This window comes from Williamsia muralis NBRC 105860, from assembly GCF_001598915.1.
GTDB classification, from domain to species: Bacteria; Actinomycetota; Actinomycetes; order Mycobacteriales; family Mycobacteriaceae; genus Williamsia; species Williamsia muralis.
Window position 1 is genome coordinate 909299 of record NZ_BDAP01000001.1, and the last position, 19025, is coordinate 928323.

Sequence of the window (19025 nt, forward strand, 5' to 3'; positions counted from 1 at the left end):
GCGTAACGCCGGTCAGTGAGTGTTGATCCATTCGGTGGTGTATTCGTGCTCGGCCTCGATGAGCTGCACCACGTTCTCGGCGATGGCCTTCTCTACCTTTCCGCCGACAAACGGAATGGACACCTCGACCGAACCATCGAACGAGATCTCGCACCCGGTCGACGTCGCGATCAGCCTCTGCGACCCCTTGACCTTGGCCGGCGCGCACGAGACGACTGCGCTGAAAGCTCCTTCGGCGGCCTCGCCTTTGGACCACACCACGGTGCGGGTGATCTCCAGATCGCCCGGCCGGATCTTGGTCACCATCGACGGGAGGTTCTTCTCGGGGACCCGCTGTCGCAGCACGACGGTGACCTTGTCGCCCTCGTCGGTGAACGAATCGAGGTCGGAGAGGTCGGCGGCGACATTGGCCACCAGATCTTTCCAGTACTGCTCATCGGCCACTGCCGCAGCGAACTGAGCCGGGGGACAGGGGAAGTCGATGGAATGGTGCAACTTGGTCGCCATGAGTGCAGGCTACCGTTGCTGGGTGGCCACACAAACCGACAACCGTGTCCCTCTGGCAAAGATGACCACACTGCGTGTGGGCGGGCCGGCCAGTGAGGTGATCACCTGCCCCGACGCCGACTCGCTGATCGACACCGTCCGCGACCTCGACGAGGCCGGCATCCCGGTGCTGCTGGTGGGCGGCGGATCCAACCTGGTGGTCGGCGACGACGGGTTCGACGGCACGGTGGTGCGCATCGCCGGTACCGATCTGGACTGGGGTGACGATCAGGTGACCGCCGATGCCGGGGTCGACTGGGATGCGCTGGTGGCACAGAGCGTCGAGCGGGGGTTCGGTGGCCTCGAGTGTTTGTCGGGGATTCCAGGGTCCGTCGGTGCGACCCCGGTGCAGAATGTCGGCGCGTACGGGGTGGAGGTGGGGTCGCTGATGCGTTCGGTGCAGCTTCTCGACCGCCATACGGGTGCGGTGAACTGGGTGGACCCCGGCGACCTCGAACTGGCGTACCGCAGCAGCCGCCTCAAGCGTCGAAGCGACGAGGTGGTGATCCGGGTGTCATTCCGGCTGAACGCAGATGGACTCAGTCAGCCGATCCGGTACGGCGAACTGGCCCGGACGTTGGGAGTCGAGGAAGGCGAGCGGGCACCCGCCGCCGATGTGCGGGCGGCGGTGCTCGCGCTACGGGCGAGCAAGGGGATGGTTCTCGATCCAGACGACCACGACACCTGGAGCGTCGGGTCGTTCTTCACCAATCCCATCGTTCCGCAGGAGCACCTCCCGACAGTTCTGACGAGGATCGTCGACGAACTCGGCGACGATGCGAGGGTGCCTCAGTTCCCGGCTGAGGGTGGCGTCAAGATGTCGGCCGGATGGCTCATCGAACGGGCCGGTTTCGGACGGGGTTTCCCCGGGACGGACGCGCCGGCCCGACTGTCGACAAAGCATTCGCTGGCGGTGACGAACCGGGGAAACGCGCGGACGTCGGACATCATCGACCTCGCACGCCAGGTACGTGACGGAGTTCACGCCAGGTTCGGCCTCTGGCTCGAACCCGAGCCTGTCCTGGTTGGTTGCAGCCTTTGAATGACATCTGCCCTGGCCCGGGACGCTGACCAGGCCTGGTCGTCGTTTGGGATCGTTGCCTGCAGGTAATGTCTGACGCATGACCGAACCCCGTGACCGCATGCTGCTCACCAGGCGCTCGGCTCTCACCGCACTTGCCGTCGGCGTCGCCGGCGTGACCGCCGCAGCCTGCTCGTCCGACGACAAATCGGGCAGCTCTGCCTCCGGCGAGAAGGGCCCTGCAGAGCCTGTCGCCGAGGTGTCGTACAGCCCTGCGCTCGACTCCACGGACGCCTCCCCGGTCGGCGAGATCGCGGTGACCGTGAAAGACGGCGTGCTGAACCCCGACGTCCAGCTCACCAACGCAAACGGGCGTGTGGTGGCGGGCACCATGTCCGAGGACCGCAAGACGTTCTCCATCTCCGAGCCCCTGGGCTACGGCGGCCAGTACACGTGGGCGGGCTCGGCAACCGGCAACGACCGCCAGACGGTTCCCGTGGCCGGCACCTTCACCACCGTCACGCCGCAGAACCAGATCGGCGTGGTCATCAATATCGCCGACGGCCAGGAAGTGGGTGTCGCCGCGCCTCTCATCATCAAGTTCGATGAGGTGGTGACCGACAAGAAGGCGGTCGAGCAGGCGCTGAAGGTCACCACCACACCAGAGACCGAGGGCAGCTGGGGCTGGCTCGGCGAAGACGGTGGGTCGCGGGTGCATTGGCGTACCAAGGACTACTACCAGCCCGGCACCAAGGTCTCGATGGTCGGAAAGCTCTACGGCCTCGACCACGGTGACGGCTACTACGGCGAGGCCGACGTCACCAGTGACTTCGTGATCGGGCGCAACCAGGTGGTGCTCGCGGACGCCGACTCGCATCAGATCGTCGTCCAGAACGACGGCAACACGTTGATGACGTTGCCCTGCAGCTACGGCGAGGGCGACCTCGACCGCAACGTGACCCGATCGGGCATCCACGTGGTCAGCGAGAAGCACGAAGACTTCTACATGAGCAACCCGGCGGCCGGGTACTTCAACGTCCGCGAACGATTTGCCGTACGAATCTCGAACAACGGTGAGTTCATCCACGCCAACCCCGACACCGTCGGAGTGCAGGGCTCGTCCAACGTCACCAACGGGTGCATCAATCTGTCGCTGGCGAACGCGGAGCAGTACTTCAACACCGCGATGTACGGAGACCCGGTGGAGGTCACCAACACCCGAATCCCGTTGTCCGAGGCCGACGGTGACATCTACGACTGGATCTACGACTGGCAGACCTGGAAGTCGATGTCGGCTCTCGGCGGGGATCCCGAGGTCAAGAACGCCCCGGCCACACCCACCGACGCCCCCGACGTCTCCGGCATCCCGCCGACCCCGCAGAACACCGGCACACCTCCCGCCGGCTGAACGGACAAAGATCTAGCCGGTCTTGATGTTCCGGCGTGCGGATGCCTGATCCCGCGGTTTGAGCAGGATCGTGTCGAGGTTGACGTGCGGGGGACGGCTCGCCACGAAACCGACCACCTCGGCGACGTCGTCGGCGGTCAGCGGTGTGAGCCCCTCGTAAACGGAGTCGGCCTTGGCCTGGTCGCCGTCGAATCGGACCAGTGAGAACTCGGTCTCGACCATGCCGGGCTGGATCTCGGTCAGACGAACCGGCTTACCCAGCAGCTCCGGGCGAAGCGTTCGATGCAGGAGGGCCTGGGCGTGCTTGGCCGAGGTGTATCCGGCACCGTTGTCGTAGGCCTCGATCGCTGCGATGGACGTGATGGTGACGATGAGTCCGTCGCCCGATTCGATCAGTTTGGGCAGCAGCGCCTTGGTGATCCGCAGGGTGCCCAGCACGTTGGTCTCCCACATCCAGCGCCAGTCGTCGAGGTCTGCGTCGGCGACGGTGGCGAGCCCCTTGGCCCCACCGGCGTTGTTCACCAGAATCTCGACCGCGGGCACCTGGTCACAGAACTCCTGGACGGATGTGTCGTCGGTGACGTCGAGGGCGATGGCGGTTCCGCCGATCTCGGCGGCGAGGGCATCGATGCGGTCCACCCTGCGGGCGCCGACGACCACGTGATAGCCCTGAGCGGCAAGAACTCTGGCCGTTGCCTCCCCGATGCCTGAACTGGCGCCGGTTACTACGGCGACCTTGCGTTCGCCAGGTTTGGACTCTGGGCTGCCTGCAATTGTCATGGCCGCCAGTCTAAAGCTGTGGTGCCCGGTAGATTTCTCCAGCATGGGACCAGGACGCGGTAGTCGACTGTGAACACCCGATCCCGAACCACGCGGACCGTGTCGTTCGAGCGCGGCGACGGCGCGGCGGCGGTGGTCCTGCGTGCGGTGCGCACCCAAGGCCCGGTGACGCGTGACCGTCTGCCTTCGGCGACGGGGCTTTCGGCAGCCACCGTCAACCGGCAGCTGCAGGCGCTCGAGCGGCTCGGACTGGTACGCGAACGACCGGATCTGATCGCGGCCGGGGCCATCGGCCGACCGAAGATCCCGCTGACCATCGACCGAGATCGGTTCTGTGTGATCGCCATTCACATCGGTGCCCGGTCCACGCTCCTGGTGGTCGCCGATCTCGGTGGCCGACTGCTGCAGACCGCCGCGATGTCGACACCCACCGGGCCCGTCGGGCCGGCCCTCGCGTTGATCGCCCGCCGGGCTGCGCTGGAGGCGGCGTCGTTCACCCACCGGGTTCCGCTCTGGGCCGGTGCTGCCGTCGGCGGTGAGGTCTATGACGACGGCAGCGTCGACCACGCGCAGCTCGGATGGAGACGGGCCCCGGTGGGGCAGGTGCTCTCCGACGAGCTGGGTCTCCCGGTGTCGGTCAGCCCCCACGTGCAGGCCATGGCCGCGGCCGAGTTGCTCCTGGCCGGGTCAGGCGACAGTTCGGGCGTGGACCTGCTGTTCTACGTGCGTGAGACGGTGGGACTGGCCACCACGATCGACGGCCGGGTGCAGCGGCGGCCTGGCAATATCGGCCACCTTCCGGTGGTGGCGCCGCTGCTGTCGGGTTCTGCGGACGCGAAGTTGCAGGATGTGGTGGGTCGCAAGGTCTTCGACCAGGCTGTCGCGGCGGGGGCAAACGTGAACGACGTCCTCGATGAGCGCGCACGGGTGTTGGGCGAAGCGGTCGCACTGGTGCGAGACCTGATCAATCCCGACCGGGTGGTTCTCGCGGGCCAGGTGTTCGCCGAACACCCGCACGGGCTGGCCCCGGTGCAGGCCGCTTTCGACGCTGCGAGCACGTTGCCGCCGATGGAGTTGTCGCCGCCGCGGTTCGGTGCGCGCGTGCAGGAGGGTGCCGCGATGGTGGTGTCGCTCGGTGCGATCTACGCTGATCCCATCGGAGCCTTGCAGGACGCGAGGGTATGACGCGACTCCCGGAAGGACCCTCCACCGCACATGGCCGACCTTGATCCCCAAGCCCAGCGCGATGTATCGATGTACCTCGACGTCGCCGTGAACGCCGCCACCGAGATAGAGCTACAAGTCGCGGTCGCCCGGATGCCCGGGCTGGATTTCTCCGACGAGTTGTCGATCACGCTGAACGGCAACACCATTGTTCCCGACGAGATCATCAGCGACAGCGGGAACCGGATTCACTGGATCCATGCCGAGCCGGGCAATCTCTACGTCCAGTACCGCGCCCGCGTGCACGGGCAGGCTGATCCTGCTGGGGTCGGCCGCTTCGATCCGTCGCTGTACCTGCGGCCCAGTCGCTATGCGGAGGCGGACAAGTTCTTCGGCTTCGCGGCCGGGCAGTTCGACACCACCGCCTCGCCGGCTGATCAGCTGGTCGCGGTGACCGACTTCGTGCGACAACGCATTTCGTACATCTTCGGCGCCAGCGACCCGATCGACGGCGCTGCCGACACCCTGATGTCGGGGGCGGGTGTGTGTCGCGACTTCGCGCATCTCGTGGTCGCACTGTTGCGCGCCTTGGGAATTCCGGCCCGGCTGGTCGCGGTGTACGCACCGGGCCTGTCGCCGATGGACTTTCACGCGGTCGCCGAGGCGCTCATCGACGACCGCTGGGTGGTGGTGGACGCCACCGGACTGGCGCCCCGGCAGTCGCTGGTGCGCATCGCGACCGGTCGCGACGCCGCCGACACGGCGTTCCTCGACAATCACGGGGGAGACGTCGTGCTGAACAGCTACCAGGTCAGCGCGGTCGTCTCGGGCGATCTGCCCCTCGACGACCATGCCGAGCAGGTTCAGTTGCGCTGATCGCTGCCTATGCCGTCGATCACCGGGAGCGTGGTCTGACGTACGACCGCCACGACGGTGAGGTGCATCGGGTGAGGTGGCCCATGGGCGGCGTCGCCGACCCCGGGTTCTCCGGTGCCGGCGACGATGCCGGACAAGCCAGTGGGAATCGTCTGGTGTGCCGCGGTGCGTAGCTCATGCGACAACAGTGCGCGGCGGTGCTTGGTGATCACTTGGAACCGACTTGGCGCCGCCGACGCCGGAGGTCGGCGCTTGTCAGACCCCGAGCAGCCTCGCGCAACGAAGTAACCCGATGTGGCTGTAGGCCTGCGGATGATTACCGAGGGACCGTTCCGCGACCGGGTCGTACTCTTCGGACAGCAATCCCGTCGGACCGGCGGCCTTGACCATCTGATCGAACAGCGCCTCGGCATCGTTGCGACGGTCGATCAGCAGGTAGGACTCGATCAGCCAGGCGGCACACAGGTGGAAGCCGCCCTCGCCGCCGGGCAGGCCGTCGTCGTGGTGGTAGCGGTACACCGTTGAGCCGCTGCGCAGTTCGGCCTCCGTCGCGTTCACCGTTGCGGTGAATCGCGGATCGGACGGATCGATCAGACCCGACAGCCCGATGTGCAGTGTCGCGGCGTCGAGATCGATGCCGTCATAGGCCGCGGTGTACGAGCGCGCGGTGTCGTTCCAGCCTTCGCGCAGTACCTGGCGTGCAATGGTGTCACGCAGGACGGGCCATCCGAGTTGCACCTGACGGCCGAACTCGTCGCCGAGCTTGAGAGCCCGGTCCACGGTCATCCAGCACATCACCTTGGAATAGACGTGATGTCGCGGATTGCCGCGGATCTCCCAGATGCCGTGGTCTGGTTCGGTCCACCGGCGTTCGACGGCATAGACCATGTCGCGCACCAGATCCCAGTCCTCGTCCCTGAGGGGTTTCGGATCACCGGCTGCCTTGCGTGCGTGCGAGAGGGTGGAGATCAAATCGACGATCGGGCCGAACACATCGAGCTGCACCTGCTGGTTGGCAGCGTTGCCGACGCGGACGGGACGCGACCCGGCGTATCCGGGCAGGGAGTCGATCACGGCCTCGGGGGGAAGGCCGGTGCCGGCCAGTGTGTAGAGCGGGTGGAGCCACTCGGGGCCGGTGACCGTCCCGAGCACCTGGTGCAGCCAGCCGAGGTAGTCCTCGGCCTCGGTGTACGAACCGACCGAGACCAGCGCGGACGCGGTCAATGCGGCATCACGAAGCCAGCAGTAGCGGTAGTCCCAGTTGCGGACTCCACCGATCTCCTCGGGCAATGACGTGGTGGCCGCCGCCATGATCGAGCCGGTGTCGGCGTGCACCAGCCCACGCAGGGTGAGCGCCGAACGCTTCATCAGGTCGCGTTTGACGTTGGGCAGGTCCAGGGTCTTTGCCCAGTCGCTCCAGTAACTCTCGGCCGCGGCGCGACGCTCGGCTTCTGGCAGCGGATGGGCGTCGAGATCTTCGGTGCCGCAGCGCAATTCGAGGACGATCTCACCGCCGGACGGATCGATCACCGCAGTGGCCGTCTGGTGGTTCTTCTCGCTCTCGATCTCCCAGGTGACCCCGGGGGACCGGAGGACCAGTGGCTCGTTGGAGCCGAGCACACGCAGACCCTCGTCGGACGTCTCGATCCGCACGGCCGCCTGCCCGAACTCGGGCCGGGGCGCGAACCGCACATGGACGGGAACGTCACCGCGGATGACCCGGGTCAGATCGGTGCGGCCGACCGGCACGTCGTGGGGCAGATAGTCGGTGACCTCGAGCCCGGCCCATCGGGTGCGGACGGTCATGGTGCTGTCGATGTAGCGCTGGCTCAGTGGCAAGGGTGCTGCCTTGCCGGGCTCGATGGGCGGCCCGACCGCGAACTCGCCGGCCTCGTCGGTGCCCAGGAGACTGCCGAACAGTGCGGCGGAGTCGGGTTCGGGGTGGCACATCCAGCAGACCTTGGCGTCGGGCGTGACGAGCGCGACGGTGCGCGGTGACGCGAGCATGGTGAGTCGCTCGATGGGGACCGCATTGCCACCGCGAAGCCAGGTGCGTCGCTCCTCGACGAGGAAGGCCAGGGCTGTGGCGACCTGTTCGGTGTCGTCCACGCGGTACGCGGCCAGCGAGTCGCCCTCACCGACCTTGACCCCCAGATCTGGTCCGTGCAGTCGCAGGAACGCCTTCTCGTCGGTGACGTCGTCGCCGAAGAAGACCGCGGCACTGGCCCCGGCCTCGTGACGCAAGATGTCGAGCGCCTGGCCTTTGTCGGTGATGATCACGGCCAGTTCGATGACCGACTTGCCCTCGGTGACCTGTACCCCGTCCCAGGTGGCCGGTCCGGTGCGGGCACGATGCAGCGCGGCGTCGGCGTCGGTCTTGGAGGCGTTGCGCACATGCAGAGCGGTGCTGGCGGGCTTGGCCTCCACCGTGACGCCCTCGTAGTCGGCCGCGATCGCACGGAACTCGACGACGAGGGTGTCGAGCAGTTCGTGGGCGGCCGGGGTGATCTCGTGTACGAAGCCGATGTCGAACTCGCTGCCGTGACTACCGACCAGGTGCACCTCGGCAGGCAACCGCGACAGGGTCGCCAGATCGCGGAGGGCACGGCCGGAGATCACGGCTGCGGTGGTGCTGTCGAGCTCGGCCAGCGCACGCATGGCGCGCACCGAGTCGGTGTTGGGGCGGGCGTCCTCAGGCCTGGAGACGATCGGGGCCATGCAGCCGTCGTAGTCCGAGGCGACCAGCAGCCGGGGCATACGTGCGATGGTTTTGAGGGCGCGACGCAGTTCCGGGTCGAGGTCTTGTGCACTCACTCAGCGAGTCTAAGACCGTCGACCCCTGTGGCGTCCAATCCGTCCTGCCCTGGACCGATAAATGCTGCGTTCGTCACACTTCTTCGACCAGATCGATGCGGCGGTCGCCGCTCGACATGGTCTCGGGGTCGGCACCGAGTGCTCCGAGGAAACTCTCGGCCCACCGCTGCACGTCATGTGCGAGCACCTGCCTGCGCAGCGCCCGCATCCGACGCCGACCCTCGTCGGGGTCTTGCTCGAGGGCTGCGACGATCGCGTTCTTGACACCTTCGGTGTCGTACGGGTTGGCCTGGAACGCCTGACGCAATTCGGCTGCCGCGCCGGTGAACTCACTGAGCACCAGCGCCCCGCCGAGGTCGCTGCGGCAGGCGACGTACTCCTTGGCGACCAGGTTCATGCCGTCGCGCAGCGGCGTGATCAACATGACGTCGGCGGCCACGAAGAAGGCGATCAGGTCTTCGCGGGGAACGGGCTGGTGCAGATACTGGATGACCGGGTGCCCCACACGTCCGTAGGTGCCGTTGATGTTGCCCACCAACTGTTCGATCTCGCCGCGCATCTTGATGTAGCTGTCGACCCGCTCGCGGCTGGGCGTCGCCAGCTGCAACATGGTGACCTCGTTGGGGTCGACCCGGCCTTCTTCGAACAGTTCGGACAGCGCCTGCAGCCGGACGTCGATGCCCTTGGTGTAGTCGAGGCGGTCGACACCGAGCAGCACCTTCTTCGGGCTGCCCAGCTCCTCCCGGATCTCGACGGCGCGTTTGCGGATCTCTTTGGTCTTGGCCTGGGTGTCGAGTTCGCCGGAGTCGATCGAGATGGGGAATGCACCCACCCGGACCGTGCGGAATCCGACTTGGACCACGCCGAACTTGGAGCGGACGCCGACCTGGCCCTTGGATGTCGCCTGTCCGGCCAGCCGCCGGGCGAGGTACAGGAAGTTCTGTGCGCCGCCGGGAAGGTGGAAGCCGATCAGGTCGGCGCCGAGCAGACCCTCGATGATCTCGGTGCGCCACGGCATCTGCATGAACAGTTCCACCGGCGGGAACGGGATGTGCAGGAAGAACCCGATCCGGAGATCGGGACGCAGCATGCGCAGCATCTTCGGCACCAGTTGCAACTGGTAGTCCTGGATCCAGACCAACGCACCTTCGGCGGCCGCCTCGGACGCTGCCTCGGCGAACCTGCGGTTGATGGCCACATAGCTGTTCCACCACGTGCGGTTGTACTCGGGTTTGACGATGACGTCGTGGTACAGCGGCCAGAGGGTGGCGTTGGAGAAGCCCTCGTAGTAGTCGGCGATCTCCTGCGCGCTCATTGATACGGCGTAGAGCTGGAGTCCTTCGACCTCAGGGTGTTCTGCGGCGTCGGGGACACCCGACCAACCGACCCACGCACCCGTCTGCGACCGCAGGATCGGTTCCAGGGCGGTGACCAGACCACCCGGACTGCGCTTCCAGCGCACGGTGCCATCCGCGAGCGTCTCTTTGTCTACCGGCAGGCGATTCGCGACTACGACGAAATCGGCGCGGGTATCGGACTCATTCGATCGCTGCGGAGTCACGAATCAGGCTTCGCCCGGCGCGATTCCGAGCATCCCGAACAGCATTCGGCATTCATCGGCATCGGTGGCGTAAGCGGCAACCACTCGGCGGGCAGAATTGGCGGTCTCGTCGGCCACGGGTTCCAGATCCTCGTCCGCGAGGTCAGTCTTATCGCTGGTCTTGGCAGGCATGGCGCCATAATACCTGTTCAGTTTTGTCCTTCGGTCACGCCGGGGCGCGCCTGGATCTGATGCATCGGCTCGGTGGCCGCGTCGGGATCGGACTCGGGTTCTTCGGTCAGACGACCGGGCCGAATGGCCGAGCGGGCGGTCAACAGAACCCGTGTCGGTTTGGTGGGGATACGAGGCCGTCGCAGGGTGCGTGCGATGAACTCGCCGAGCGTCACACCGGCCGCCAGACTCACGCCCGTACCCACCGCGGCAGCCAAGGCCGTGAAGCCGTCCACGGTCTGGTCGCCCAGGATTCCGTAGAGGCCGCGGTAGATCGCCAGACCCGGGAGCAGCGGCGTGATGCCCGCGACCGCGACCACAAGCGGCGGCGTCACCGCCCGGCGGGCCAGCAGACCACCGACCAGCCCGACCAGGGCCGCGGCGAATCCGGCGGAGATCACCGAGCCGATGCTGAAGTGTTCGGCGGCAGCGACCACCGCGGCGCCGAGGGCACCACCGAAGAAGGCGGTGGAGAGTGCGCGGCGCTCGGCGTAACTGGCGAGCGCGAATGCGGCCGCGGCCAGACCGCCCGCGACGACCCGCGTCGGAGTGGTGGCCAGGTCGAACGACGTCGAGGTGGTGATGGTCGGCAGATAGATGCCCGTCCCTTCGAGGGCGCGGATCGCGATACCGACACCGCTGATGATGCCGCCGGTCATGATCATCAGTTCGAAGAACCGGGCGGCGCCGGTGATGGGTGCGCCCGTGATGGCGTCCTGCACCGAACCGACCAACGACAGACCGGACAGCAGCACGATGACGCCCGCAGCGATGACCTGTGACGGAGCGATGTCGACGCCGAGGGTGTCCTGATACTGGAACACCAGCGCGGCGGGGATCACCGCGATGAATCCGCCGGTGACCTGCTGGAAGAACAGCGGCGTGCCGATCTTGTTGAGCAGCCGATTGGTTCGGTCGATCACGGCCGTGGTGATGAAGGCGACCACGGCAACGAGCCAGCCACCTCCCAGGAGCACCGACAGCGACGCCGCCATCGATGACCAGGCCAGTGTGGCTATCCAGCGACGGTACGGGTGCGGCGCGGCGATGATCGAGTCGATGACCTCGTGCGCTTCGCCGGGGTCGATGGCGCGACTGCGGATCTTGCGGACCAGGCGGTCGACCGCGGCCAGCCGGGTGAAGTCGAGTGAGCGGTAGTGCACCGTCCTCATCGCGGTCACGGGCGGCATCGATGCGCCGCGACGGGCACTGACCCAGATGGTGTTGTACGTGACGTCCACTTCGCAGTTCTCGACGCCGTACATGCTCGCCACAAATCGCACCTGGGTCTGGGTGTCGATCGCGCCGGTTCCGGAGTCGAGTAGCACCGCACCGACCTTGATCGCCAGATCCAGGACTTCGGTGACCGCGGCATCGTCGGTGAGGTCGATCGGCCGACGTGGGGACACCGCCGGTTCGAACGGTTCGATGGTGTCGATCGTCGCTCGGTGGTTCCCGACGAGGCGGCCCGCAAGAGTCGCGATATACTCGCGCACGCAGTTTGCCTCCTTAGCTCAGTGGTAGAGCACTCGCCTTGTAAGCGAGCGGTCGTCAGTTCAATCCTGACAGGGGGCTCCACCGATGCGGTTGCCCCGACGGGGGCGCATCGACCTCCCGGAGACAGGGTAGGGCGACCACCTGAGGACCACCAAAGTCGCCAGATCTCCCGGTCCGACGATGTAGGTGAGAGTGGTCCGGGTCACCCGAAATATGGCTTGTACGAAGAGGTTTCCCATGGACCATGTCTTCCGCGTCGTGGGCTGAGCTTGCGTCACATATGAAGGCGCCGCGGTTCTGGCCTCATCTGCGACGAACCGCTGCGACCACCACGTCGTGGAGCTGAACATCTCGCCCGTCGGGCCCGGTCATCGACCGGTGGGTTTCGCGGGCGGTCGAGATCTCCCATTCGGTCGGGTCCAGCTGGGCAGTGATGTCGGCGGCGCGCACGGAGGCCGACTCTGGCGGCTGACCATCTGTGTCGTGATGGCCGTGGCCGGCATCGTGCGAGGCGGCCCCGCCGTGGTGGTCGTGGTGGAGGTGCCCGACTATGAACAGCATGCCGCCGGGAGCCACCCAGTCGGCGATGCGGCGATAGAAGTCGAGCTGCGGTATCGCGGGGTGTGCGTAGTGCGTGGTGACCAGGTCGTAGCGGGCTTCGGGTTCCCACGTGGACAGGTCGGCCTCGACCCATCGCACCTGATCGGCAACTCCCGCCTGCGCCGCCCTGTCGGCAGCGCGGGCCAGGGCCTCGGCGGCGATGTCGGCGCCCGTCACCTGCCAGCCACGTGTTGCCAGCCACACTGCTTCGGTGCCGCCGCCGCATCCCGCGTCGAGGGCGGTCCCGGGCGTCAGGCCCGCGACCTCGTGGGTCAGGTGTGGGTTGGGCGCGCCGGCCGCCATCGCCGTGGCGCGGTCGCCGTGCCAGATCTCATCCCAGTACTTCTTGTCGAACGAGTGCGTCATTGTGCTCTTTTCTCGGGTTGCCGGCTCCGGCTGCTCGGTGGCACCGGATTGCTTGATGGTGCGATGGAGACGTTGGAATCGCAAGGTTCGTTGCCAAATGGCAAAGTGCATGCATGGACGCTTCAACCGATCGCACTCTCGACGCCGTGGGGCCGCGGCTCAAGCAGCTTCGGCAGCACCGCGACCTCACCCTGATCGATCTCGCAGAGGAGACGGGAATTTCGACGAGCACTCTGTCCAGACTCGAGGCCGGCCTGCGGCGACCGACACTGGAGCAGCTGTTGCCGCTGGCCCGGGCGTACGGGGTCACGTTGGATGAGCTCGTCGACGCGCCACCGACCGGAGACCCGCGAGTCAACATGCGCCCGATCCCTACAGGCGACGGTTCCACCGTGGTTCCTCTGACCCGCCGGCCAGGGGGCATCCAGGCGTACAAGTTCGTCTTGCCCGCCGGACGCGACGACGTCGAACCGGATCTGCGGAGCCACGAGGGTTACGACTGGGCCTTTGTTCTCAACGGACGTCTCCGGCTGATACTCGGCGAGCACGACCTCATCCTCGAACCCGGAGAGGCTGCCGAGTTCGACACCCGCACCCCGCATTGGTTCGGTGCGACGAGCTCCGGCCCGGTGGAGTTCCTCAGCCTGGTCGGCAAACAGGGGGAACGTGCGCACGTGCGTGCTGCGCCCAGACGCCAGGAACCCGACCGGGCGTGAACAGCCCGTGTGGGCGCTGTGATCCCGACGTCGAGCCGGGTGGTGCCGCGCGTCAACCTGTGTTGACTCCTCGGAGCGAGGTCAACTAAGGTTGACCTTGTGGCAGGGAATCGAATCGTGGAGTTGGCCAACGCAATCGACACCGACGATCCTGTCTCGGGATTGGCGGCAACGGTCCGCCTGCGAGCAGAACTCGAACGAACCGAGAGTGTCCTGGTGCGCAGGGCGCGTGTCAACGGCGTCACCTGGGCGCAGATCGCGACGCTCTTGGGCGTGTCCAAACAGGCGGTTCACAAGAAGTACAGCGCTCGGAGTCTCCTGGGAAGGCGCACATGACCGCGATGGATGGCGACGCCGCGCTGGGTTCGAACATTCGCCGGCGTCTGGGTGGGCGTCATCCGATCGTGGCGGTGGCTTCGGTTGGTCTCGACGGGCTGTCACTGGCGACCACGGGGACCACCACCACAGCCGACCTGGAGATCGGCTCGATCTCCAAAGCGCTCACCGGACTGCTGTACGCAGATGCATGCTCGCGCGGAGAAGTGACACCCGAGACAACGTTGGGAACGCTGCTTCCGTTGCCGGACAAGGAGATCGGTGCGATCACACTCGGATCGCTGAGTACACACCGATCTGGACTGCCGCGGCTGCCCGCGGGCATGAACCCGCTCCGTCGTACCGTGCAGATGTGGACGCACGGTGCCTCGCCGTACGGTGAGACCCTCGAGGAACTCCTCGCGCAGGTACGCAGCACGAAGCTGAGGTCGCCGAAGGTGAGATACTCCAATCTCGGGTTTCAGCTACTCGGGCATGCGGTGGCACAGGCCGCCGGCCAGAGTTTTCAGACGTTGTTGGGTGATCGTCTTACGCGGCCGCTCGGACTCGAGAACACCTACGCCCCATACACACCGGCTGAATTGACCTCGGACGCCGTGGTCGGCCGAAGCCGGTTCGGCCGGGTTCAGCAGCCCTGGACGGGGGAGGCCATCGCACCCGCGGGCGGCGTCCGTGCGTCCATCGCGGACATGGGTCGCCTCGTCTGCGCTCTGCTCGACGAATCTTCCCCCGGCATGGCAGCTCTCGACCCGGTTGCCAAGCTGATGGGTCCTGCGCGCATCGGTGCCGGCTGGATGACCCTTGACGTGAAGGGCCGAAAGATCACCTGGCACAACGGAGCAACGGGCGGATTCGCCAGCTGGATCGGGGTGGACCGTGCCGCCGGGACAGGCCTGGTGATCTTGTCCGCAACTGCGGCGTCGGTAGACAAGCACGGGTTCGCCTTGCTCCGAGAACTCACCGACGATTCACCGCGTCGCCCGGACTGATCAACGTGTCACAGTGGTGACGTGGATCTTGTCAGGCATCTCAGGTTCTTTGTCGCCGTCGCCGAGGAGGGTCATTTCGGGCACGCTGCCGCGCGCCTGCAGATGACCCAGCCTCCCGTGTCGCAGGGCCTGCGTCGCCTGGAGAAGGAACTCGGGGTGGAGCTGATCCGCCGGAGCACCCAGGGCGCCGAGCTGACCAGCGCGGGCCGGGATCTGCTGCCGCGGGCGCGTGTCCTGGTTGATGACGCCGAACGGTTCGTCGGCGAGGCCCGTCGACTTCGGGGGCACCACGATGTCCTGAGATGCGGGTTGCCGAGCGACCTCGACCCTGCGATCGCGGCCGCGTGCGCTGTCTCCCTCAGCCGCCTGCGCCCCGACCATCACTTCCGGATGACCACCGCGTCCATCATCGACCTCGTCAAGGATGTCCGCGCCGGTCTCCTCGATTGCGCAGTGGTGGAACACCCGTCCGTGGTCGAAGGTCTTGATGCGGGACCGGCCGCCCGGATACCCCGCTCCTTTCTGGTGCCCGCGGATCACCCGGTGGCCAAGGCAAAGAAACCGACGGTGCGGATGCTCGACGGGCTGGCCTGTGCCCATGCGCCGCGGGCCACCAACCCACCGGCCTTCGACCTGCTGATCGACACGCTGCACGTGCGCGGTCTCGATCCGGTTGTGCTGCCCACGCATTCGGCAGGTGAACTGGTGGCAGCAGTTGCCTGTGGGGAGGCCTTCGCTCTGGCAACGGGTACCGCACAGGTCCGCGGCGTCAAGCGCGTGGCGATGATCCCGGACGACGTGGCGTTGCGCCTGCGTACAGTTCGCCGGCCGGGCACGGCCCAGCCCGCGGTCGACGCAATCGAATCGGCTCTCTGGAAGCTCGCGCGGTGAGCGGACCGGCTCAGGATGCGGACGCGTCGAGGCAGATGACCGAGGTCTTCGCTGATGCCGGATGCGCCGGATGGGTACATGCCAGGACGATCGGCCGGGGGGTCGAACGGGAATTCGGCTGGGCGGCAGATGATCCCGTCGTGATGGCATCGGTCTACAAGCTGCCGCTCCTGCTTGCGATGTGTGACCTGGCTGAGATCGGGCAGATCGACCTGACTGCCACGGTGATTGTCGACCCGGCGGATTGGGCGGTGGGGCCCACGGGTATCGCGACGTTGCACGACCCGGTGACATTGAGCTGGCGTGATCTGGCCGTACAGATGATGGTGATCTCCGACAATGCGGCAGCCGACGTGATCCTCGACCGGGTGGGACTACCGCGGGTGCAGGACAAACTCGATGCGCTCGGCCTGACCGAGACCAGAGTGGTCGGTGGCATGGCAGAACTGCAACAACAATTGGTCCGGGAAACGGGCACCGACACTGTGGTGGAGGCGTTCTCGGTGCTCGCCGACGCAGACCGGACGATGACCGTCACGGCCTACGACCCGGCGCTTGCCAGCGCGACGACGCCCCGCGACGCCACACGTCTGTTGCAACTCATCTGGACCGATCAGGCGGTGTCGGCACAGATGAGCGAATTCGTTCGGTCAACGATGCGTAAACAGGCCTGGCAACAACGTCTTTCGTCGGGGTTCCCGTTGGGCGTGGCAACCATCGCGGGTAAGACCGGCACACTCGGCGCCATCCGCAACGAGATCGCTGTTGTCGAATATCCCGGCGAACACCCGATCGCGGTTGCCGTCTTCACGCTGGCAGCCAGAGCCGAACTGTCGCTGCCGACGGTGGAGGCAGCCGTCGGGCGAGCTGCGCGAATCGCGGTCACAGCAGTGCGGAGCCCGCTCTGACACGGTGATCGTCACGGCTTCTGCCACGCCCGATAGCGATTCGCTATCGGCTGCGGAGGCGATGCGACATTGCCGGGCCGCGGCCCGCCTGCTTGAGTCGGGGCGTGGACGAAAAACACCGGTCGCCCTACTTGCGTCGAATCATTCCGTTGATCCTGTGTGCTCTTGTCGGTTCGAGCTGTTCATGGCTGAGTGACGACCCCGAAGACACCTTTGGCGATTTCGCCTCAGCCCTCAGTGGGCGGCACGTCGACGACGCCGCCGAACTGACCACCGATCCTGCCGCGGCAGCCACGGCGATCAACGACATGTTCGAGGGGCTCGGCGATGGGGCGGAGGTGGTGGTCAGCGCGGACGACGTGGAGTCCGATGGGGGCGACGGGCGCCTGACCATGGCATGGAACTTCGGTCCGGGGAAGGATCTTCGGTACGAGACAAGCGGCAGGACAGTCGAATCCGATGGCGACCGGAAGCTGGTCTGGGATCCGACGCTGCTGCACGACAACCTGCTTCCCGGTTCGACATTCCGGTATTCGGACGACAAAGATCTGATGACACCGGTGGTGGACCGCAGTGGAGCGGCGCTCCTCGAGTGGCAGACGGTCGGAGTGATCACGGTGCGGCGCGATGCCGTTGATGCAGCATCGACCGCGTTGGCCAGGGCGCTGCGCCGGTTCGATGCGTCCATCACTGAGATGTCGATCCGAACGGCTGCGGAGCAGCAGCAGGGCGATGCCGTCACCGTCATCACGCTCCGGGAAGATGACGTCGAGGCCGTTCGTGCGCAGCTCGAACCGATCGAGGGCGTCACGATCGTGGTCCAGGGAAAGTTGTTGACCACCGACCGCGCCTTGCGGTCACCGGTTCTGGGCGACATCGAACGCACCTGGAACGACGTGATCACCGACCGCGCCGGATGGTCGGTGTCGTTGGTGGATGCCGAGGGCAACGCCATCGATCAGCTCACGGCGGTGCCACCCCGAGCGTCCGAGCCGCTACAGCTGTCCATCGATCGACGTCTGCAGCTGCTCGCGCAACGGGCTGTGGCCACCCGATCCGAACCGACTGCGCTGGTGGCCATTTCGACAAACGCCGGAGGAATTCTCGCGGTCGCACAGAACGCCGCGGCGGATCGGGAAGGCGCGATCGCGCTCAGCGGACTGTATCCACCGGGTTCGACGTTCAAGACGGTGACCACGGCGGCAGCGTTGTCCGAGGGAATCGCGACACCGCAGACACCGCTGCCGTGCCCGGGACGGGCCACCATCGAAGGCCGGACCATTCCGAACGAGGACGACTTCGATCTCGGGACGGTGCCCTTGACCACTGCATTCGCCCGGTCCTGCAACACCACCATGGCGGGGCTCTCGAATCGCCTCGGGGCCGACGCGCTCCCGGCAACCGCCACCCGGTTCGGCATCGGCGTGGACTTCGTGGTCCCTGGGATCACCACGGTCACCGGCACGGTGCCACGTGCCGACAGCGCTGCTCTGCGGGTGGAGAACGGTATCGGTCAGGGCAAGGTCACCGCCTCGCCGTTCGGCATGGCGGTCGCCGAAGCGAGTCTCGGACATGGATCGATGGTTCTTCCGACCCTCATCTCCGGTCGATCGACAACGGCCAGCGTGAAGCCGGAGCCACTGGATCCCGAGGTTGTCGAAGCCTTACGGGCGATGATGCGCCAGACCGTGGCGACGGGTACTGCCTCCGAGCTCAGCGACATCGACGGGTTGGGGGGCAAGACCGGTACCGCGGAGTACGGCGACAACACCCGTTCTCACGGGTGGTTCGCCGGGATCGTCGGCGACATCGCCTTTGCGTCACTTGTTGTCGGTGGGAACAGCTCTGCCCCGGCCGTGGCGGTTGCCGGCGAATTCCTCCGACCTGCGACCGGTCGGTGACGAACCGACCGGTCCTAGTCCAGGAATCTCGCGCGTACTTCCGGTGAGGGGAGCGGACAGGTGTCAAGCTTTCCGAACACTCGGTACCGGATGGCCGCGAAGCCGTCATAGAGCCGGTCGCGCACGGGGCGGGGGATCGCCCGGGCGACCTTCAGCCACCGCCAGGGCCGATCGGCATGGGTGATCACACGCAGTGCGGCGTCGGACCGCACCGACACGCGCTCGTCCTCCGTGCCCGGGTTTTCCACGTAGACAACCGAATCCACCCCTGCCAGTTCCGGATGCCGTTCGATGACACCGCGCGCGAAGTCACCTTCCAGGGCAGCGAAACGTAATTCCCCTCGACGGTCGACGCGGAGGAGGAATTGCACTGCGTGGTTACAGAATCCGCAGACCCCGTCGTACAGGACCACTGGCTGCTCAGGCATCGAGCCCTCCTTC

The 19025-nt window shown here is 66.4% G+C and carries 19 protein-coding genes and 1 tRNA gene; 11 read left to right on the forward strand and 9 right to left on the reverse strand.

Features of this window, described 5'->3' with window-relative positions; genetic code table 11:
- Positions 1–12: 12 nt before the first annotated feature.
- Positions 13–507, reverse strand: a complete 495-nt coding sequence (locus tag WIMU1_RS04430; protein ID WP_062795266.1) for a DUF2505 domain-containing protein — start codon at positions 505–507, stop codon at positions 13–15.
- Between WIMU1_RS04430 and WIMU1_RS04435 the strand changes: the two genes are divergently transcribed.
- Positions 506–1588: a UDP-N-acetylmuramate dehydrogenase gene (locus tag WIMU1_RS04435; protein WP_062795267.1), complete on the forward strand. Its 1083-nt coding sequence runs from the start codon at positions 506–508 to the stop codon at positions 1586–1588. The genes WIMU1_RS04430 and WIMU1_RS04435 overlap by 2 nt on opposite strands.
- A 79-nt stretch (positions 1589–1667) precedes the next feature.
- Complete coding sequence (locus WIMU1_RS04440) at positions 1668–2975, forward strand: L,D-transpeptidase (RefSeq protein ID WP_084247987.1); 1308 nt, start codon at positions 1668–1670, stop codon at positions 2973–2975.
- 12 nt (positions 2976–2987) lie between these two features.
- Here WIMU1_RS04440 and WIMU1_RS04445 read toward each other — a convergent pair whose 3' ends face one another.
- On the reverse strand, positions 2988–3755 hold the full coding sequence (locus WIMU1_RS04445; RefSeq protein WP_062795268.1) for an SDR family NAD(P)-dependent oxidoreductase: 768 nt from the start codon (positions 3753–3755) through the stop codon (positions 2988–2990).
- Positions 3756–3854: 99 nt separating this feature from the next.
- Between WIMU1_RS04445 and WIMU1_RS04450 the strand changes: the two genes are divergently transcribed.
- Together WIMU1_RS04450 and WIMU1_RS04455 are read left to right on the forward strand one after the other, a co-directional pair.
- Positions 3855–4940 (forward strand): ROK family transcriptional regulator, encoded by a 1086-nt coding sequence (locus WIMU1_RS04450; RefSeq protein WP_062795269.1) that lies wholly within the window; start codon positions 3855–3857, stop codon positions 4938–4940.
- A 30-nt stretch (positions 4941–4970) separates the two neighbouring features.
- A complete protein-coding gene (locus tag WIMU1_RS04455; protein WP_062795270.1) occupies positions 4971–5795 on the forward strand; it encodes a transglutaminase-like domain-containing protein in 825 nt (274 codons plus the stop codon).
- Here the strand turns inward: WIMU1_RS04455 and WIMU1_RS04460 are convergent.
- The 5 genes from WIMU1_RS04460 to WIMU1_RS04475 all read right to left on the reverse strand — a co-directional run bounded on the left by WIMU1_RS04460 (position 5783) and on the right by WIMU1_RS04475 (position 11876).
- On the reverse strand, positions 5783–6007 hold the full coding sequence (locus WIMU1_RS04460; RefSeq protein WP_062795271.1) for a hypothetical protein: 225 nt from the start codon (positions 6005–6007) through the stop codon (positions 5783–5785). The two genes, WIMU1_RS04455 and WIMU1_RS04460, sit on opposite strands and share 13 nt — an antisense overlap.
- 43 nt (positions 6008–6050) lie before the next feature.
- Positions 6051–8609, reverse strand: coding sequence for a trehalose-phosphatase (gene otsB / locus WIMU1_RS04465; RefSeq protein ID WP_031332067.1), 2559 nt, complete (start codon positions 8607–8609; stop codon positions 6051–6053).
- Positions 8610–8682: 73 nt separating this feature from the next.
- Entirely contained in the window at positions 8683–10170 is a 1488-nt protein-coding gene (locus WIMU1_RS04470; RefSeq protein WP_062795272.1) for an alpha,alpha-trehalose-phosphate synthase (UDP-forming), read from the reverse strand.
- A gap of 3 nt (positions 10171–10173) precedes the next feature.
- Positions 10174–10341, reverse strand: coding sequence for a hypothetical protein (locus tag WIMU1_RS26345; protein WP_165842579.1), 168 nt, complete (start codon positions 10339–10341; stop codon positions 10174–10176).
- Positions 10342–10358: 17 nt separating this feature from the next.
- Complete coding sequence (locus tag WIMU1_RS04475) at positions 10359–11876, reverse strand: threonine/serine exporter family protein (protein ID WP_084247988.1); 1518 nt, start codon at positions 11874–11876, stop codon at positions 10359–10361.
- Between the two features lie 7 nt (positions 11877–11883).
- Between WIMU1_RS04475 and WIMU1_RS04480 the strand changes: the two genes are divergently transcribed.
- Positions 11884–11958: transfer RNA gene (locus tag WIMU1_RS04480), tRNA-Thr, on the forward strand.
- Between the two features lie 222 nt (positions 11959–12180).
- Here WIMU1_RS04480 and WIMU1_RS04485 read toward each other — a convergent pair.
- Positions 12181–12843 (reverse strand): class I SAM-dependent methyltransferase, encoded by a 663-nt coding sequence (locus WIMU1_RS04485; protein WP_062795853.1) that lies wholly within the window; start codon positions 12841–12843, stop codon positions 12181–12183.
- A gap of 113 nt (positions 12844–12956) precedes the next feature.
- On the opposite strand from WIMU1_RS04485, the gene WIMU1_RS04490 reads away from it, so the two are divergent.
- The 6 genes from WIMU1_RS04490 to WIMU1_RS04515 all read left to right on the forward strand — a co-directional run bounded on the left by WIMU1_RS04490 (position 12957) and on the right by WIMU1_RS04515 (position 18584).
- Complete coding sequence (locus tag WIMU1_RS04490; RefSeq protein WP_062795273.1) at positions 12957–13559, forward strand: helix-turn-helix domain-containing protein; 603 nt, start codon at positions 12957–12959, stop codon at positions 13557–13559.
- Between the two features lie 99 nt (positions 13560–13658).
- Positions 13659–13895: a hypothetical protein gene (locus tag WIMU1_RS04495; protein WP_062795274.1), complete on the forward strand. Its 237-nt coding sequence runs from the start codon at positions 13659–13661 to the stop codon at positions 13893–13895.
- Positions 13892–14884 (forward strand): serine hydrolase domain-containing protein, encoded by a 993-nt coding sequence (locus WIMU1_RS04500; protein WP_062795275.1) that lies wholly within the window; start codon positions 13892–13894, stop codon positions 14882–14884. The genes WIMU1_RS04495 and WIMU1_RS04500 overlap by 4 nt, the downstream gene beginning before the upstream one ends.
- Before the next feature lie 21 nt (positions 14885–14905).
- A complete protein-coding gene (locus WIMU1_RS04505; protein ID WP_062795276.1) occupies positions 14906–15775 on the forward strand; it encodes a LysR family transcriptional regulator in 870 nt (289 codons plus the stop codon).
- Between the two features lie 35 nt (positions 15776–15810).
- Positions 15811–16683 (forward strand): serine hydrolase, encoded by an 873-nt coding sequence (locus WIMU1_RS04510; RefSeq protein ID WP_062795855.1) that lies wholly within the window; start codon positions 15811–15813, stop codon positions 16681–16683.
- A gap of 104 nt (positions 16684–16787) precedes the next feature.
- A complete protein-coding gene (locus WIMU1_RS04515; RefSeq protein WP_245969119.1) occupies positions 16788–18584 on the forward strand; it encodes a penicillin-binding transpeptidase domain-containing protein in 1797 nt (598 codons plus the stop codon).
- Positions 18585–18598: 14 nt separating this feature from the next.
- On the opposite strand, the gene WIMU1_RS04520 is transcribed toward WIMU1_RS04515, so the two are convergent.
- Positions 18599–19012, reverse strand: coding sequence for a thiol-disulfide oxidoreductase DCC family protein (locus WIMU1_RS04520; protein ID WP_062795277.1), 414 nt, complete (start codon positions 19010–19012; stop codon positions 18599–18601).
- Positions 19013–19025 lie beyond the last annotated feature (13 nt).

Bases quoted from the DNA above. Each gene is read 5' to 3' on its own strand.
- WIMU1_RS04435 (WP_062795267.1), top strand. From the start codon at position 506: ATGAGTGCAGGCTACCGTTGCTGGGTGGCCACACAAACCGACAACCGT.
- WIMU1_RS04430 (WP_062795266.1), bottom strand. From the start codon at position 507: ATGGCGACCAAGTTGCACCATTCCATCGACTTCCCCTGTCCCCCGGCT.
- WIMU1_RS04440 (WP_084247987.1), top strand. From the start codon at position 1,668: ATGACCGAACCCCGTGACCGCATGCTGCTCACCAGGCGCTCGGCTCTC.
- WIMU1_RS04445 (WP_062795268.1), bottom strand. From the start codon at position 3,755: ATGACAATTGCAGGCAGCCCAGAGTCCAAACCTGGCGAACGCAAGGTC.
- WIMU1_RS04455 (WP_062795270.1), top strand. From the start codon at position 4,971: ATGGCCGACCTTGATCCCCAAGCCCAGCGCGATGTATCGATGTACCTC.
- WIMU1_RS26345 (WP_165842579.1), bottom strand. From the start codon at position 10,341: ATGCCTGCCAAGACCAGCGATAAGACTGACCTCGCGGACGAGGATCTG.
- WIMU1_RS04485 (WP_062795853.1), bottom strand. From the start codon at position 12,843: ATGACGCACTCGTTCGACAAGAAGTACTGGGATGAGATCTGGCACGGC.
- WIMU1_RS04490 (WP_062795273.1), top strand. From the start codon at position 12,957: ATGGACGCTTCAACCGATCGCACTCTCGACGCCGTGGGGCCGCGGCTC.
- WIMU1_RS04500 (WP_062795275.1), top strand. From the start codon at position 13,892: ATGACCGCGATGGATGGCGACGCCGCGCTGGGTTCGAACATTCGCCGG.
- WIMU1_RS04510 (WP_062795855.1), top strand. From the start codon at position 15,811: ATGACCGAGGTCTTCGCTGATGCCGGATGCGCCGGATGGGTACATGCC.
- WIMU1_RS04520 (WP_062795277.1), bottom strand. From the start codon at position 19,012: ATGCCTGAGCAGCCAGTGGTCCTGTACGACGGGGTCTGCGGATTCTGT.